Source organism: Microbispora sp. CA-102843 (assembly GCF_050936215.1).
Taxonomy (GTDB): Bacteria; Actinomycetota; Actinomycetes; order Streptosporangiales; family Streptosporangiaceae; genus Microbispora.
The window spans coordinates 9,349,012-9,363,435 of sequence record NZ_JBNJNF010000001.1 but is presented as its reverse complement, the minus strand read 5'-3'; the positions used below and the strand labels follow the sequence as shown (position 1 = coordinate 9,363,435).

The window sequence follows — 14,424 nt, the reverse complement described above, 5'->3', positions numbered from 1 at the left end:
TCGTCATCGCCGCCGCCCTCATCTACTACCTACGACTCACGAAACGAGACGACGTCTAAAGCGGATCGCGGGTAAGCATTGTGGCGCGACTTGCCAAGGATGGACGGCTAAACGAGGATAACCGCCAGCATAGCCAACGGCGCCCGGTTGGACTTCGTACGCTCTAGGGCGACCGGAGGACAGGGCTCAATCAGGAGCACGACGCGGACCACCGTCACTGGTGATGCGCGAGCTGATGGCTGAACGGTTCTGACAGGCTCCGCCGGCTACTGGTCTTGCTAACGCGGGTGCTAACGACAGCCTTGGACGACCATGGACGGGTGTGGAATTCCCGACACTTGGAAACCCTCTTAAACAGGTACTCCTGTCTGGGATGGACATCTATAGACATCTCTGACCTTGCTACGGATCAGAAGGTTAGGGGTTCGAGTCCTCTCGGCCGCGCACATCACAGAAGGCCCATTCCGATCATCGGGATGGGCCTTTTTGGATCTCCGTAGTCGGCGCCCCTGTCTTCCTGAGGACGTTGCCAATCTCTGCCGCCGTACGAAGAGAACCACGGCGAAACTGGGCGGCCGGTACAGGCAGGACACCCGGCGAGGCATGTACGCGCGAGCGAGGGTTTGACCGCGGGCGTCCGCCCCGGCGTGGCTGCGCCTGGCCGACGAGGAGATGACCTTCGATCAACCGTTGATCACCCCGTCATCCAGTCAGGTGGTTCTGTAGACGCGGCACTCCGCCATGCGTCGGCGGTTTGTACAGGGTTGTCTCGGTGAGCATCTCTGAGCAGGGATACCGCCAGCCGTACGAGATCTTCTCGGCCCCGTTCGAGGGCGATTTCGAGTCCTTCCGCAATCAGCGTCACGGCATCCGCGGAGGGGACGGGCCTGATCAGTATTTGCCCGTTCACAATGCAGCTCATGGCGAGATCCACCAAGTACCTGTCGGGGGTGGCACGAGCAAGGGCGCGCCTGATCCTTATGGCTCTGCCGATGGTGGTCAGGCCCTCCTGCCGCCGGCCCTGCTCACCCAGCCACACGGACAGGTTGTTCAGTGAGGTGGCGAGGTCGGGGAGGTGGGCGTCGGGGTTGGCGGTGGCGAGCCGCTCGCGGATGTCGACTGCGCCTTGAATGGTGGTCAGGGCCTCCTCCCGTCGGCCCACCTCACCCAGCCGCAGGGCCAGGTTGTTCAGTGAGGTGGCGAGGTCGGGAAGGTAGGCGTCCGGGTTGGCGGTGGCGAGCCGCTCGTGGGCCTCGACGGCGCGTCGGCTGGTGGTCAGGCCCTCCTCCCCCCGGCCCAGCGCACCCAGCCAGTTCGACAGGTTGTTCAGTGACATGGCGAGGTTGGGGAGGTAGGCGTCGGAGTTGGCGGCGGCGAGCCGCTCGTAGACCTCGACGGCGCGTTGGCTGGTGGTCAGGCCCTCCTCCCGCCGGCCCACCTCACCCAGCCACACGGACAGGTTGTTCAGTGACATGGCGAGGTCGGGAAGGTAGGCGTCCGGGTTGGCGGCGGCGAGTCCCTCGCGGATGTCGACGGCGCGTTGGACGGTGGTCAGGGCCTCCTGTCGTCGGCCCTGCTCACCCAGCCGCAGGGACAGGTTGTTCAACGAGGTGGCGAGCGCGGGGAGGTGGGCGTCGGGGTTGGCGGCGGCGAGCCGCTCGTAGACCTCGACGGCGCGTTGGCTGGTGGTCAGGCCCTCCTCCCGCCGGCCCACCTCACCCAGCCGCAGGGCCAGGTTGTTGAGTGACATGGCGAGGTCGGGGAGGTGGGCGTCGGGGTTGGCGGTGGCGAGCCGCTCGCGGATGTCGACGGCGCGTTGGCTGGTGGTCAGGCTCTCCTGTCGCCGGCCCACCTCACCCAGCCACACGGACAGGTTGTTCAGTGACATGGCGAGGTCGGGAAGGTAGGCGTCCGGGTTGGCGGCGGCGAGCCGCTCGCGGATGTCGACGGCGCGTTGGATGGTGGTCAGGGCCTCCTGTCGCCGGCCCAGCTCACCCAGCCACACGGCCGAATTGTTCAGTGAGGTGGCGAGGTCGGGGAGGTGGGTGTCGGGGTTGGCGGTGGCGAGTCGCTCGTAGACCTCGACGGCGCGTTGGATGGTGGTCAGGCTCTCCTGTCGCCGGCCCAGCTCACCCAGCCGCAGGGCCAGGTTGTTCAGTGACATGGCGAGGTCGGGGAGGTGGGCGTCGGGGTTGGCGGCGGCGAGTCGCTCGCGGATGTCGACGGCGCGTTGGATGGTGGTCAGGCTCTCCTGTCGCCGGCCCAGCTCACCCAGCCGCAGGGCCAGGTTGTTCAGTGACATGGCGAGGTCGGGGAGGTGGGCGTCGGGGTTGGCGGCGGCGAGTCGCTCGTAGACCTCGACGGCGCGTTGGATGGTGGTCAGGCTCTCCTGTCGCCGGCCCAGCTCACCCAGCCGCAGGGCCAGGTTGTTCAGTGACACGGCGAGGTCGGGCAGGTAAGTGCCGGGATCCTGGCGGGACATCCGCTCGTACGCCTCAGTGATCGTCCTTTCGAGGTCGGCCGCGAAGCGCGCGAGTGCCTGGGTCTGGCGCGGCACCGCGTCGGCGATCACGATGAGCTGATCCACTGGCAGGTGACCGCCTTCGATAAGTTCCGTCAAGGCGGTCAACAAAGGCGCCGGATGCTCGCTTTGGGTGACCACGTGGACCGCGGCGGGTGCCAGGCCGGGCAAACCGGTCAGCAGATCTGTCAGCATCGGGCCAAGGCCGGGATGGGTCGCCGACGCCCGCGACAGGTGGTGATCGACTACGCCGACACCCGGCCCGAGACCGTGCGGAACGTGGTCCTGGCCGCACTGACACGGGACACGACCACACCCGTGCGGGTGATGCTGCTGGCCCGCAGCGCCGGAGACTGGTGGAGGCGGCTACGCGAGCAGGACCCGCAACTGGAGATGGCCCTGCACGGAGCACTGACGGAGGACCTGGCCCCCCTGGAAGACAGTCTCACCGGGCGGCAGGCGGCGTTCACCGAGGCGCTGAGCGATCTCGCCGCCGCCCTGGAGGGCATGGGCTGGCCGCACATCCCCGTCGCGGCCGTCCATCCGCCGGATTTGCGTGCGAGTCGGTTCGCCGGCGCGGGCGCGGCACTGACCTTGCAGATGACCGCGCTGGCCGGACTACTTGGGGAGGACCCCGGACCGGACCGCCCAGTCGAAGAGGTCATCCTGGGACATGAGCGCCGTTACTGGAAGCGGACCGCCACCGAGCACCGTGTCGATCTTTCCGATGTGACCCTGGAACGTGCTGTGGCGGTGGCGGCATTGTGCGGCGCGCATGAGGAACAGGACGCGGACGCCGTGCTGGCGCACGTGCGGGGCCTTGGTGACCAGAGCGAGGACATGCGACTGCGCGCCGCGCGGTGGGTGCGGGACCTGTACCCCCCGCCCTCGACCGGCCCACAGCAGGCGGTGCCTGCATCCAGCGGCTCGTACTGGGGATCGTTGCAGCCTGATCGGCTGGCCGAGCATCTCATCGCCCGCGTGGTCACCGAACGACCCGCTCTGCTAGCTGACCTGCTGACCGCGACATCGGCTGATCAAGACCACCAGGCGCTGACCGTGCAGCATCCGCCGGGTGAGCTCGTGTAAGCGGGCGGGGTTCGTGCCGTCCTGCCACCAGGTGACCGCCCACCCCCGCTCATGGTCGGCTTCCAGTCGCCGGCCCAGTTCCCGGGCGAGCCGGGTCTTGCCCTGCCCACCCGGGCCGCTCAGCAGCCGCACCGCCGTACCGGTCCCGTCGCACCAGGCGCCCAGGCGGGCCAGTTCCTCGGTGCGGGAGCGGAAGCGGACCGCTTCCACATCGGCCCGCAGCAGGTACGCCGGCGACGGAACCGGCACGACCGGGCGGTTCGCGGCCAATCCCACCGCCTCCAGCGCCGCCTCCGGCCCTACCAGATCGTGGAAGGCGGGATCGGTCAGCAGGCGGGTCACCGGCTCGGCGGTCAGGCGGCGGGACTCGAACGCGGGAGGGTCTTCAACGATTACGCCGGTCAGCAGCGGCCCGCAGAACAGGCCCGCTCCGGACATGCCGACCCAGGTCCCTTGTTCGGGTACGGCGGAGGTGGCGGTGATGTGGAGGCGCCCGCCGAGCAGACCGGTCCCGGGGTTGATCGTCCCGGTCAGGTGCTCGGTGTCGCGCAGCCCGCCGGGCTGCTCCATCGCCAGGGGAAACCCGACCGCCTGGCAGGCGACCGGCGTGGCGGCAGCCATCTGTCCCCACCGCACCGGCCGGCACGCCGGAGCCCCGGCATCGGTGATCAGCAGCAGGGCCGCGTCCAGGCCTGCCGACCCCGCCCACGCCAGCCGGCAGGCGAGCGGATTGCCGTCGGCGATGAACCGTACGGTCAAGCCATCGAAGGGGATGCCGGCGTCGTCAGCCACGACGTGCCGGGCGGTCAGCACCAGATTGGGCGCGACCAGATACCCCGACCCGAACGACCACTCCCTCTCGGGGGTGCGCCCGTAGACATCGACGACCCGTGCCGTGTCCACCCGGCCCCCTGCCAGCTATCGGCCGGACGAGGGAGGCAGGCCGGGACGGGGAGGAGGACCATCGACATGGTCATGCACCCGAGGAGAGCGTCCGGTTGTCGTGTCCACCGGGTTCAACACGACTTTCAACGTGTGTGTGGTGCCTCGGGAAAGCGTGCCGGAGGCGCCGGCCTCCACCACCCAGACCTTCACCCCCGCTTTGGCCTCCCCATCCCGCCGAAGCTCTACCACGAACTCCAGCTCCACCGGCCCGACATCGAACCGCAGCCGCTCGCCCTCCCCGGCCGCCATCGCCTCGGCCAACTCCTCGCGGACGCCCTTGACCGCCTCGGCAAGCCCGACCCACGACTCCTCGTCCGCCATTTCGCCCCTTCCGCTGATCTGACCGCCACCATACCTACCGCAATCGCCCCGAAATAGGGACTCAAGTAAGTGATTCGGTTTATTGAGGAGACGGATGGGAGCTGCCTTGGGTTGGCGGCGGGAGGATAGGTCCTGAACTTTAATGGCTAATATGGAAAAACGCGACTTATAGGGATTGAAGGTATGCAACGGCTGGCGCTGTTCGACCTGGACAACACGCTCGTGAACCTGGATGAAGGCTTCCGTGTGTGGGCCGCAGAATTCGTCGACGGGTATGGCCTGGACGATGGTTGATCGCGCTCGACCGAGCCGGCTACCCGCACCGTGAGGTGTTCTTCGCCAAGGTCCGCGATCACTTCACTCTGTCAACACAAGCCGACATGAGGAAGGCCCGGCGGTCATCCCAGGGCCCTACCTGCATTCGCGTCAGCTAGTGCGTTGACCACATTCGTTCACCGGGTCTGATGACACGCCGTTCGAGGTCCATTGCGGGTGTGCCGGGTGGCCCCACCAGTTAGCTCGAGTGACGGGGCGACTGTTACGTTCCGGGCATGAAAAGAGTCCCGTTCACCGGTGGTGAGAAGGAAAGCCTCCAGGCCAGCATGGACCGGCATCGCGACGCGGTGCTGTGGAAGGTCGAGGGCCTGGACGACGAGGCGCTGCGACGCCCCATGACCCCGTCTGGGACGAACCTCCTGGGCCTGGTCAAGCATCTGGCGGCCGTCGAGTACTGGTGGTTCGCCGACACGTTCGGGCAGGAGCACGAGGAGCTCCCGTTCGACGACGATGACGAGGACGCCGACCTGCGCGTCGACCCCGGCGAGACCACGGCCGACGTCCTCGCCTTCTACGCCCGTGCCCGCGCGTCCTCGGACGAGGTCATCGAGAAGTTCGGCCTCGAGGACCTCGGCACCAACGAGCGCGGCGAGAGGATGACGCTGCGCTGGGTGCTCATTCACATGATCGAGGAGACCGCCCGGCACGTCGGCCACATGGACATCGTGCGCGAGCTCATCGACGGCGCGAGCGGCGACCACCGGCGCGCTAGTGCTGTCACCGGAAACGATCACCAGGTTGGGTGAGGATTTCAGGCGGCTGGTGCAAGGGGTCGGCCGCCCCAGCGGAGATTCTTCTCGCTACGGATGCGGGCACGTTCGCGGCGTTGGGCGGCCAGCACGTCGGGGTGACGGGCGTGGGCGTTACGCCAGCGCAGGTAGGCGTGCAGGGCCCGGGTCTGGACGATGTGGTTGCGGTGGCTGGAGTTGGCCAAGGTGAACTGGCGCAACGGTCCGAAGTGCGCCTCGACCGGGTTGGCCCAGGAGGCGTAGGTCGGCGTGAACAGCAGCCTGACCTTGTTCTTCTCGGCCCAGGCGCGGATGCGCCAGTTCTTATGCGCCGACAGATTGTCCAGGATGACGTAGATCGGGGCACCGTCCGGCCGGGCGGCACGGATGGATTTCAGCGCGGCCCAGGTGGGGGCGATGCCCTTGCGTGCGCGGTTGACGCCCCACAGCAGGTCGTCGCCGACGGAGTAGCAGCCATGGAAGTAGGTGACGCCCTGGGTGCGGCGGTAGGTGGCCGGCAGCCGGTCCGGCTTACCCGCAGGTGCCCAGCCGGATCCGGCGGCGGGCCGGATGCCCAAGGGTCCGAACTCGTCGAAGGCGAAGGTGCGTTCGGGCCGGTGGGTCAGGGCGTACTCGATTTCGTCCAGTTTGGCGTCGAAGTCGGGGTCGGGTGAGTCCTGGTCTTGGTGCGCTGGAAGGTGATCCCGCGGCGGGCCAGCAGGGTGCGTAACGCCTCGCGGCCCGATGGTGATGGCCCGGCCGGGCAGGCGAAGCAGGTAGTCGAGCAGTTTGCGGATGGACCAGCGGGTGAAGGGCTGGCCGAGCTTGGCAGGTCGGGTGGTGGCCGTCGCCGCGATGAAGTCTTCGTCGTCAGGACTCAGCAGGCGGGGACGGCCTCCCGCCCACTTGACCCAGTCGGCGGGGAAGACCTGCTCAAGCCGCTCTCTGCTGATCTCTGAGATGGCCTCCTTGGCCAGCGGAATGAGAGCGCCATCCCGGACGGCAGCGTGGTCTTCCGGCGCAGGGCAGGCTGTAGCGGGGAGTGCCCTCAGTGTCAAGCTCAAGTTGGCCTTGACCTCCCCTCCGGGTGGACGGGTGCTTCCTTCATTCGTATGAGTGCCGAAGTCATCTTCGGTGGGGAGTTTCTGGACAGCGAGCCTCCCTAGCGTGGCCGTTATGAATTGCGCATTGCTCAGAGGGGGCGTGGCCTCTGCCGTGGCGGTCGGCCTTCTGCTCACCGGGCCCGCCGTACAGGCCATGTCAAAGCCCGTCACTGTGGCCCTGCCCCAGCCCACAGGTCCACGCGAGATCGGCACTGTCGCGCTGCACCTGCGTGACGGCTCCAGGGCCGACCCGTGGATCAAGGCACATGACCGGCGTGAGCTGATGATCAGCCTGTGGTACCCCACGCGTCGTCCGGACGGCCACCCCGCTGCGCCTTGGCTGCCGCCTCGCGCGGCCGAGGCCTTCTATCGCAACAACAGCCTCTCGCCTGCCGCTGTCAGCCTGCCTCTGACCCATGGCCGCGAAGGGGCCCGTGTGGCGGGCCGAGGGCTGCCCGTCGTACTGTTCTCGCCCGGCAACGGTGCCGACCGTTCCATGAACACCGCCACAGTCGAAGAACTGGCCAGCTGGGGCTACATGGTGGTCACGATCGATCATCCGGGCGATGCCGGCGAGGTGGAGTTCCCCAACGGCACGGTCACCAGCCGTGTCCTGAAGCCAGTCCCGGTGAGTCAGCTGGACGAGAAGGCCGAAGAGATCAAGGTGCGGGTGGCTGACACGCGCTTCGTGCTGGACCGGCTCAAGGAGCTGAACAAGGGGCAGAACCCCGACGTTGAAGGCCGGAAGCTGCCGGAGGGGCTGCGTGGCGCGTTCGACCTGAGCAGGGTCGGCATGTTCGGCCATTCCGCGGGAGGAGCGACGGCAGCCGCGACGATGCTGGAGGATCGGCGGGTCAAGGCGGTTCTGAACCTGGACGGACCCGCCCTCGGCAAGGTGGCCGCCAAAGGATTGGCCAAGCCGTACATGCTCATGGAGGCCGAGATCTTCGACAAGCCCATCCGCGGGCAGAAGGCCTTCTGGTCCCGGCTGAAGGGCTGGCGGCTGCACGTGAAGACCAAGGGTGCCAAGCACAATTCCTATACCGACCTGCCGCTGCTGTACGAGCAGGCGGCCCCGGTGATCGGCCTGTCAAAGGAGCAGTTGCGAGCGGTAAACGGGACACTGTCGGCGGCGCGTTCCGTGGCCGTCACCCGCGCCTACACCATGGCCTTCTTCGATCTGCATCTACGGCACAAAGGCGACCTGCTCGACAGGCGTTCCTCGCGGTTTCCCGAGGTGCAGGTGATCGCCCGTTAGGGCGGAAGCGCGGCTGCACCGCCTAATCAGCTCTCGCTGACGGTCCCCGCGGCAGGGCGGACCCAATCCATCGTTTGCACCACTTGGAGGAGGCGGGAAGCCTTGTTCTTCGCCAAGGTCCGTGAGCACTTCGACCTTTCCGAGCCCGTCGAGGAGCTGTGGGGCCGCTACCGGAAGCGCATGCCGTACCTCGTCCGCTGCCGACGCGAGGTCATGGACGGACTATCGCGACTGCGCGCATCCGGCTGGAAGGTGGCCATCGTCACCAATGGGACGGCAGACAACCAGCTTGGAAAGATCCAGCAGACGGGGTTGGCTGACGTCGTCGATACCTACGCGCTCTCTGGTGTCGAGGGCATGCGCAAGCCAGACCGTGGACTGTTCGAGATCGCCGCGAAGCGGTGCGGTGCGACTCTTGAGGCCGGAGGCTGGATGATCGGTGACAACCCGCCCGCCGACATCGCCGGTGGGCGCGGGGCCGGCCTCCACACGATCTGGATCAACGGGGGGACACGGCCCGACCATGAGCACGATGCGGACTACGTTGTTACCGACGTGCTTCAGGCGATGGAGATCCTTGGCCATGACCCCGACGCCTACCGCACGGCCCTGGGGGGTGAGCGTGGCCAGTGCCGCGATGATGCGCTGGCGAAGGCCCTTGTCGGACTGGTAGGCGGTGAGGAACGTCAGGCCGCCGAGTCGGGGCCTGGGCGTGTTCGGCGCCGGCCGGTAGGGTCGTCCGCGTGGATCTCGACGACATCGCCGCCCGGCTCGGGGTACCCGTCGAGGACGTCGACCGCGTGCACCGGCTCGCCGGCGACCGGCCGTCGGCTCCGCTGCCCGCCAAGGCCGACGCGGCCGCGATCCTCGACCGGCTCGCGGTGCGGCCGGACGACGCCGCCGAGATCATGGCGGGCTGGCCCGACCCCGACTCTCCACTGTGGACTCCGGAGCTGCGCTGGCTGCTCGACCGCTCGATCGCCCTGGTCCGCGCCGATCTCGGGGGCCATGGCTGGCTGTCCCCCGGTCCGGAGCTGCCGCGCGAACGGGGCCCCGCCTGGCGGCATCTCTATGTGTACGCGTACCTGGCCCTGGTCGACGTCGTCACGGGGTACCACCGCGACCACGGCATCGCCGATGCCGTGTCGTGGGTGACCCTCGCGGACCTGGGCCGCAACCTCGCGATCGATCGGCGGATGCACCGCGAGGGCTGGCCGGTCATGCAGAGCTGGCTGACGCTGCACGCGCGCGGCGGCATCTACGAGCTTGGCCGGCTGCACCACCAGCGCGGCGACACCGCCATCGGCCTGCACATCCCCGAGTCGGGGCCGATGACCCCGGAGGCGGTCGCGGCGTCGCTCGACGAGGCCCGCGCGTTCTTCCCGCGCCACTTTCCCGACGAGCGCTACACGGCGTTCTCCTGCGGCTCGTGGCTGCTCGACCCGCAGCTGCTGGAATACCTGCCCGAGGACTCCAACATCGTCCGGTTCCAGCGGAGGTTCGAGCTGGAGCCCTACGAGGAGCCGGAAGGGCTGGACGCCGACGTCGAGGTGCTGCGGTTCGTGTTCCGCACCCTGACCACGCCGCTCGATCAGCTGCCGCGCCGCACCGTGCTCCAGCGCGCGATCGTCGACCACCTGAAGGCCGGCCGCCACTGGCACTGGCGGCGCGGCCACTTCCCGATCTAGCCACACCCGTAGGTTCTGTCTCGCGGATATCCCGCCGCGTGCCTACGAGCTGGGCCGTCTGGCCGTAGATCTTGGGCGTGACGCTTTCGACGCTATCGGGTTTCGGTCGAAGAGGGTGGCTGGCGCTGTATGCCCCAGTCCCATAGTGCTTGCAGTACGGGGCCGAGGCGGCGCCCGTGTGGGGTGAGTGAGTAGTGGACCCGGGGCGGCCAGCCCGACTGGCGGCGGCGATCGAGCACGCCGGCCTCTGTCAGGTGCGCCAGCCGATCGGACAGGACCTTGTCCGACAGCGCTGGCAGAGCACGACGGAGCTCGGTGAAGGTGCGGTCGCCTTGCAGGAACTCGCGGATCACCAGGGTTGTCCAGCGGCCGTGCAGGGCCGCGAGGGTGATCTCCACCGGACAGGAGGCGGTGGGTTCGGTGACGTTTGCGCGAGGGTCGTCGGGCAGGCCTGGCCGGGCTGGGTGAACAACCGTTTGGTGAGTCACGAGGGCGCCTCCTAGCGTTGCCGCGTCTGACCGATTTCTACCTGCTGGAAGGACATGCATCGATGCTGCGGCAGCTTGCTGAACGTCCGGAGGATGTGCCCATGGTGTTCGCCGAGAGGTTCAACACCGGTGATGTGGAGGCGGTGGCGGAAGTCTATGAGAGCGGGGCCGTGTTCGTTCCGGAGTCAGGCTCACCGCTGACCGGGCAGGAGGTCCATGCCGCCAATGAGCGATTCTTGAATCTTGGGCTGCCGATCACCGTTCGACCGCGGCACGTCTACAGCACGGGCGACGTCGCCTTACTGATCGTCGACTGGGTCATCGACGGCACGGATCGTGATGGCCGCCCTGTGCACATCGAGGGCACTGCCACCGATGTCGCCCGACGCGGGCAAGATGGGCGCTGGCGTTACGCCATCGACAGCCCTTTCGGTGTGAATCGGGTATAGGCGGCCAACAGTAGTGTGTGTTGATCATGTGCCGCCGTGCGATATGCGTGCAACGTCCCACGGCGGCGAGACATGGTCATGCTGCAGGTGGAAGGCCATCTCCCAGCCGTAACGGTCACGCACCGTAAAACCGTCGCGGTCGGTGCCGCCTCACGAGGCCGCGTGGCAGAAGTCCCGGGCGAGGTTGTGGCGGGGCTCCCGACCATGGTCGTTCTCACCGATGACCGCTGTGCCGATGCTCCCCAAGGCCGGGATCCTCCTCGTGTACGCCGCAGCCGTGGACGATGACCTGGACCATGTCCCGTACGACATCCCTGCTGACGCTCCCCGGCGGCGAGCTGACCAGGGTGAACAGCGCGCCCGCGTAGAACGTGATCAGAGCGCCGATCGTCGCGCGGGGGGTGGTGAGGCCGAGTTTGTCGTGGTGCCCGGCGGTGATCTGCACCGCGGTGTCCTGGAGGCTCGCGAGGGCCGAGGCGAGCACCGGCCGGCGGGTGGCCTCCAGTTGCAGTTCGAAGATCGCCAGATAGCGGTTGCGCAGGGTGGTCGCCGCTGTGAGCAGTGATTCCGTCAGCAGGTCGACCAGGGTCGCGGGCTGCTCGGTGGCGTGGTCGGTGGCACGGTCGGTGTCGGCGTGGTGCAGCTCGATGATGCGCTCCGCAGCGGCCACCAGCAGCGCTTCCCGGCTGCGGAAGTAGTTCGAGGCCGTTCCCGGCGGAAGGCCCGCTTCCTTCTCCACCGCCCTGTGGGTCAGGCCGTGCACGCCCGAGGACGCCAGCAGCTCGATGGCGGTATCGGTCAGGGCTTGACGACGGGCCGGATTGGTGGGCGGCATGGCTACATGGTACCAATGGTCGTACTAGTACGATCGTAGTGAATGAGCGGGAGGTCTCATGAGGATCGTGGTGGTCGGCGCCGGGCTCGGAGGAGTGGCGGCCGCGGTGGGACTGCATCGCACAGGCCACGAGGTGACACTTTTCGAACGGGCCGCCGAGTTGCGGGAGGCGGGCACCGGGATCGTGGTCATGCCCAACGGGCTTCGCGCGCTGGACGCGCTGGGACTGGCTGAGGGCGTCCGCGGGCACGACATACAGGCCGTCGAGTGGGGACTGCGGGACTGGCTCGGACGGCCGCTGCTGGTCACCGACCTGGTCCAAGCGCTGGAGGCGGTCGGGACGCCCGCCATGATCGACCGGGCGGAACTGCACCGGGCGCTGCGCGCCCCGCTGCCCCCCGGCCTGGTGCGAACCGCGACTCCGGTCGAGCGCCTGGAACCCGACCTCACCGGGGTGACCGTGATCAGCGACGGCGAGCCCGTCACGAGAGCGGACGCCGTGATCGCGGCCGACGGCATCGGCAGCAAGCTGCGCGCGCGGCTCTTCCCCGGTCATCCCGGGCTGCGGCGGACCGGCCGGATGGACCTGCGCGGCATGCTGCCCCGCCCTCCCGGCATGGCGCCGGACCTGCTCGTCAGCCAGTTGGTCGACCGCCGCAGCGGCGCGATGTTCGGCCTGTTCCCCGTCGGCGAGGACCGCCTCTACTGGTTCACCGACTCCCTTCTGGACGGCCCGCCGCCCGGCGCGGACGAGGCACGCCGGCAGATGCTGTCCCTGATGGCCGACTGGCACCCCCTCGTCACCGCGCTGATCGAGGCCACCCCGCCCGCCGACATCTACGTCGACCCGATCGCCTGCCTGGCCGAACCCCTGCCCTCGTTCGCGACCGGCAGGATCGCGCTCCTCGGCGACGCCGCGCACGCCATGTCGCCCGACCTCGGCCAGGGCGCCAGTCAGGCCTTCGAAGACGCCGCCGCGCTGACCCGCCACCTGGTCGGAGCCGAGCCGGCCGACGTCACCCAGCGGCTCCTGCGCTACGACGCCGAGCGCAGGCCCAGCGCCAACCGCATAATGCTGGCGGCGTCCCGGCAGTCGCGGCTGACCTCCCAGACCGGCGTCGCCGCGTGGCTACGCGACACGTTGCTGCGAGCCGTACCGTCCCGGCTGGCCACCCGACAACTCGCCGCCCTCTGGCACGCCTGACACGCCATCTCATGCCATTGGTGCCGTAGGAAGCGAGGCGTACAGCAACGCCCCGTACGCAAGCACGCGTCATCGCACCGCATCCAACACCTGAGCAGCGCCGCAGCTCACCGACGAGGCCCTTGCCTTTTCCCGCGGGAGCCCAGGTCAGCAGATGTCTGACTTGGGCTTTCTTGCTGTCTCGGGTCGGTCTGGTGCCCGGTCGTGCCCGGCGACGATCTGGCGGCATCGGAACACTCGGAGAGCGCTTACTTTCATGACCGGGGCTTGCCGACGTGCGGCTTTGTTTGGGCAGTGGGCAAACTTTGCGTCGAGTTGCGGACGCTGATTGTCGACCTCGACCGGCACTCACAGCTCTGGGACGTCTGCTCCCGCAACGGGATCTTCCTCACCGGCATCGGTGTCAGCGACGACCACTCCGGCCAGGACTGGCTCGGCCAGGACTCCAACTTCGTCACGTGGGCGCACGCGCCCACCCGTGAACTGGCCGACCTGCTCGCCGGCCTGTCCGCAGGCCGTGTCTACTTCGGCGACCCCGCACGCTTCTCCGGCGTCATCGACCTGCTGGTCGACGGAGCCGCACCCATGGGGTCCGTCACCGTTTCGACCGCCGCGACCCGTACCGTTCGCGCGATCCTCACCGGTCTTCCGGCCGACAGCGTCGTGCGCATCGTGCAGGGAACGGTCGACCTGCCCATCGACACCACCGCGCCCCGGTTCGTGCGGGTCGAGGTGCGGGATCGTACGGGGACCGTCCTCGCTCTGTCCAACCCCGTCTGGCTGCTCCGCGACACCCCGGAAGCAGGGATCCCCGCAGCACGGGGCGTGCGCTGACGGGGTCGGGGGCGGCGGTGGTCGGTAGAACCCTGAGAGCCCAGACGGCTTTTGGCGCCGGGGACGCCCGACGAGCCTCGGACGCGCGTTCGCTCTACACTCGTTGACCGAACATTCTCCTTCGGTCTACGTTTGTTGAGCCAAAGCTCGTGCCGATGAAGGAGGCGGTATGCCCGCGACTCCACGCCACCTGCTCGACCGCTTCCATCAGGCGATGCTGGACTTCTCGCCCGACGCACTGGCCGATCTGTTCGCCGATGAGGCGATCTATGAGTTCGTGTTCTGGACGCCGCATCGTGGCCCGTCGCAGCGGTACGACGGGCGTGAGGAGATCCGCGCCGGGTTCAGGGCGGCATGGGGGACGGTCTCCACGCCGCCGCTGACCGGATTTCGCGAGGTGTGTGTTCACGAGACGGCCGACGCCGAAGTGGTCATCTCTGAAGGTGAGATGGACGCTGTCAACCATGCGACCGGGCGGCCGTTCACCTCCCGGTTCGTGCTCGTCCTGCGCGCCCGTGACGACCGTATCGTCCACCTGCGCGACTACTCGGACGTGCTGCGGACCGCGGCAGGGCTCGGGCGTCTGACCCAGCTCTTCGAGCAGGTCCGCGCGTGAAAGAGTGGA

The 14,424-nt window shown here is 68.2% G+C and carries 13 protein-coding genes and 2 pseudogenes; 9 read left to right on the top strand and 6 right to left on the bottom strand.

All coding sequences use genetic code 11. The features are described from left to right. Positions 1-694: 694 nt before the first annotated feature. On the bottom strand, positions 695-2,587 hold the full coding sequence (locus ACQEVJ_RS43645; RefSeq protein ID WP_433111206.1) for a tetratricopeptide repeat protein: 1,893 nt from the start codon (positions 2,585-2,587) through the stop codon (positions 695-697). A 6-nt stretch (positions 2,588-2,593) separates the two neighbouring features. Here ACQEVJ_RS43645 and ACQEVJ_RS43640 point away from each other — a divergent pair, with 6 nt between their 5' ends. Next, entirely contained in the window at positions 2,594-3,610 is a 1,017-nt protein-coding gene (locus ACQEVJ_RS43640; protein ID WP_433111203.1) for a hypothetical protein, read from the top strand. On the opposite strand, the gene ACQEVJ_RS43635 is transcribed toward ACQEVJ_RS43640, so the two are convergent. Further along, positions 3,527-4,513 carry a trypsin-like peptidase domain-containing protein gene (locus ACQEVJ_RS43635; protein ID WP_433111200.1) on the bottom strand — a complete coding sequence of 329 codons (987 nt, stop codon included), beginning with the start codon at positions 4,511-4,513 and terminating at the stop codon, positions 3,527-3,529. The two genes, ACQEVJ_RS43640 and ACQEVJ_RS43635, sit on opposite strands and share 84 nt — an antisense overlap. A gap of 15 nt (positions 4,514-4,528) precedes the next feature. After that, positions 4,529-4,876, bottom strand: coding sequence for a trypco2 family protein (locus ACQEVJ_RS43630; RefSeq protein WP_433111197.1), 348 nt, complete (start codon positions 4,874-4,876; stop codon positions 4,529-4,531). Between the two features lie 551 nt (positions 4,877-5,427). Between ACQEVJ_RS43630 and ACQEVJ_RS43625 the strand changes: the two genes are divergently transcribed. Next, positions 5,428-5,958: a DinB family protein gene (locus ACQEVJ_RS43625; RefSeq protein WP_433111195.1), complete on the top strand. Its 531-nt coding sequence runs from the start codon at positions 5,428-5,430 to the stop codon at positions 5,956-5,958. A gap of 5 nt (positions 5,959-5,963) precedes the next feature. On the opposite strand, the pseudogene ACQEVJ_RS43620 reads toward ACQEVJ_RS43625, so the two are convergent. Continuing rightward, positions 5,964-6,848: pseudogene (locus ACQEVJ_RS43620) on the bottom strand (IS630 family transposase); the annotation flags it as partial. 295 nt (positions 6,849-7,143) lie between these two features. Here ACQEVJ_RS43620 and ACQEVJ_RS43615 point away from each other — a divergent pair. The 3 genes and pseudogenes from ACQEVJ_RS43615 to ACQEVJ_RS43605 all read left to right on the top strand — a co-directional run bounded on the left by ACQEVJ_RS43615 (position 7,144) and on the right by ACQEVJ_RS43605 (position 9,989). Further along, complete coding sequence (locus ACQEVJ_RS43615; protein ID WP_433111192.1) at positions 7,144-8,301, top strand: alpha/beta hydrolase family protein; 1,158 nt, start codon at positions 7,144-7,146, stop codon at positions 8,299-8,301. A 102-nt stretch (positions 8,302-8,403) separates the two neighbouring features. After that, positions 8,404-8,805, top strand: a pseudogene (locus ACQEVJ_RS43610) (HAD family hydrolase); the annotation flags it as partial. A gap of 239 nt (positions 8,806-9,044) precedes the next feature. Further along, positions 9,045-9,989 (top strand): acyltransferase domain-containing protein, encoded by a 945-nt coding sequence (locus ACQEVJ_RS43605; RefSeq protein WP_433111189.1) that lies wholly within the window; start codon positions 9,045-9,047, stop codon positions 9,987-9,989. 92 nt (positions 9,990-10,081) lie between these two features. Here the strand turns inward: ACQEVJ_RS43605 and ACQEVJ_RS43600 are convergent, their stop codons facing one another. Next, a complete protein-coding gene (locus ACQEVJ_RS43600; protein ID WP_433111186.1) occupies positions 10,082-10,387 on the bottom strand; it encodes a winged helix-turn-helix transcriptional regulator in 306 nt (101 codons plus the stop codon). A 107-nt stretch (positions 10,388-10,494) separates the two neighbouring features. Between ACQEVJ_RS43600 and ACQEVJ_RS43595 the strand changes: the two genes are divergently transcribed. Further along, on the top strand, positions 10,495-10,926 hold the full coding sequence (locus ACQEVJ_RS43595) for a YybH family protein (RefSeq protein WP_433111183.1): 432 nt from the start codon (positions 10,495-10,497) through the stop codon (positions 10,924-10,926). A gap of 214 nt (positions 10,927-11,140) precedes the next feature. Here ACQEVJ_RS43595 and ACQEVJ_RS43590 read toward each other — a convergent pair whose 3' ends face one another. Then, positions 11,141-11,761: a TetR/AcrR family transcriptional regulator gene (locus ACQEVJ_RS43590; protein WP_433111180.1), complete on the bottom strand. Its 621-nt coding sequence runs from the start codon at positions 11,759-11,761 to the stop codon at positions 11,141-11,143. A 58-nt stretch (positions 11,762-11,819) separates the two neighbouring features. Between ACQEVJ_RS43590 and ACQEVJ_RS43585 the strand changes: the two genes are divergently transcribed. From ACQEVJ_RS43585 to ACQEVJ_RS43575, 3 genes are all read left to right on the top strand, one after another. After that, a complete protein-coding gene (locus tag ACQEVJ_RS43585) occupies positions 11,820-12,965 on the top strand; it encodes an FAD-dependent oxidoreductase (protein WP_433111177.1) in 1,146 nt (381 codons plus the stop codon). A gap of 294 nt (positions 12,966-13,259) precedes the next feature. After that, a complete protein-coding gene (locus tag ACQEVJ_RS43580; RefSeq protein WP_433111174.1) occupies positions 13,260-13,799 on the top strand; it encodes a hypothetical protein in 540 nt (179 codons plus the stop codon). 169 nt (positions 13,800-13,968) lie between these two features. Continuing rightward, complete coding sequence (locus tag ACQEVJ_RS43575) at positions 13,969-14,415, top strand: nuclear transport factor 2 family protein (RefSeq protein WP_433111171.1); 447 nt, start codon at positions 13,969-13,971, stop codon at positions 14,413-14,415. The last annotated feature ends 9 nt before the right edge of the window (positions 14,416-14,424 follow it).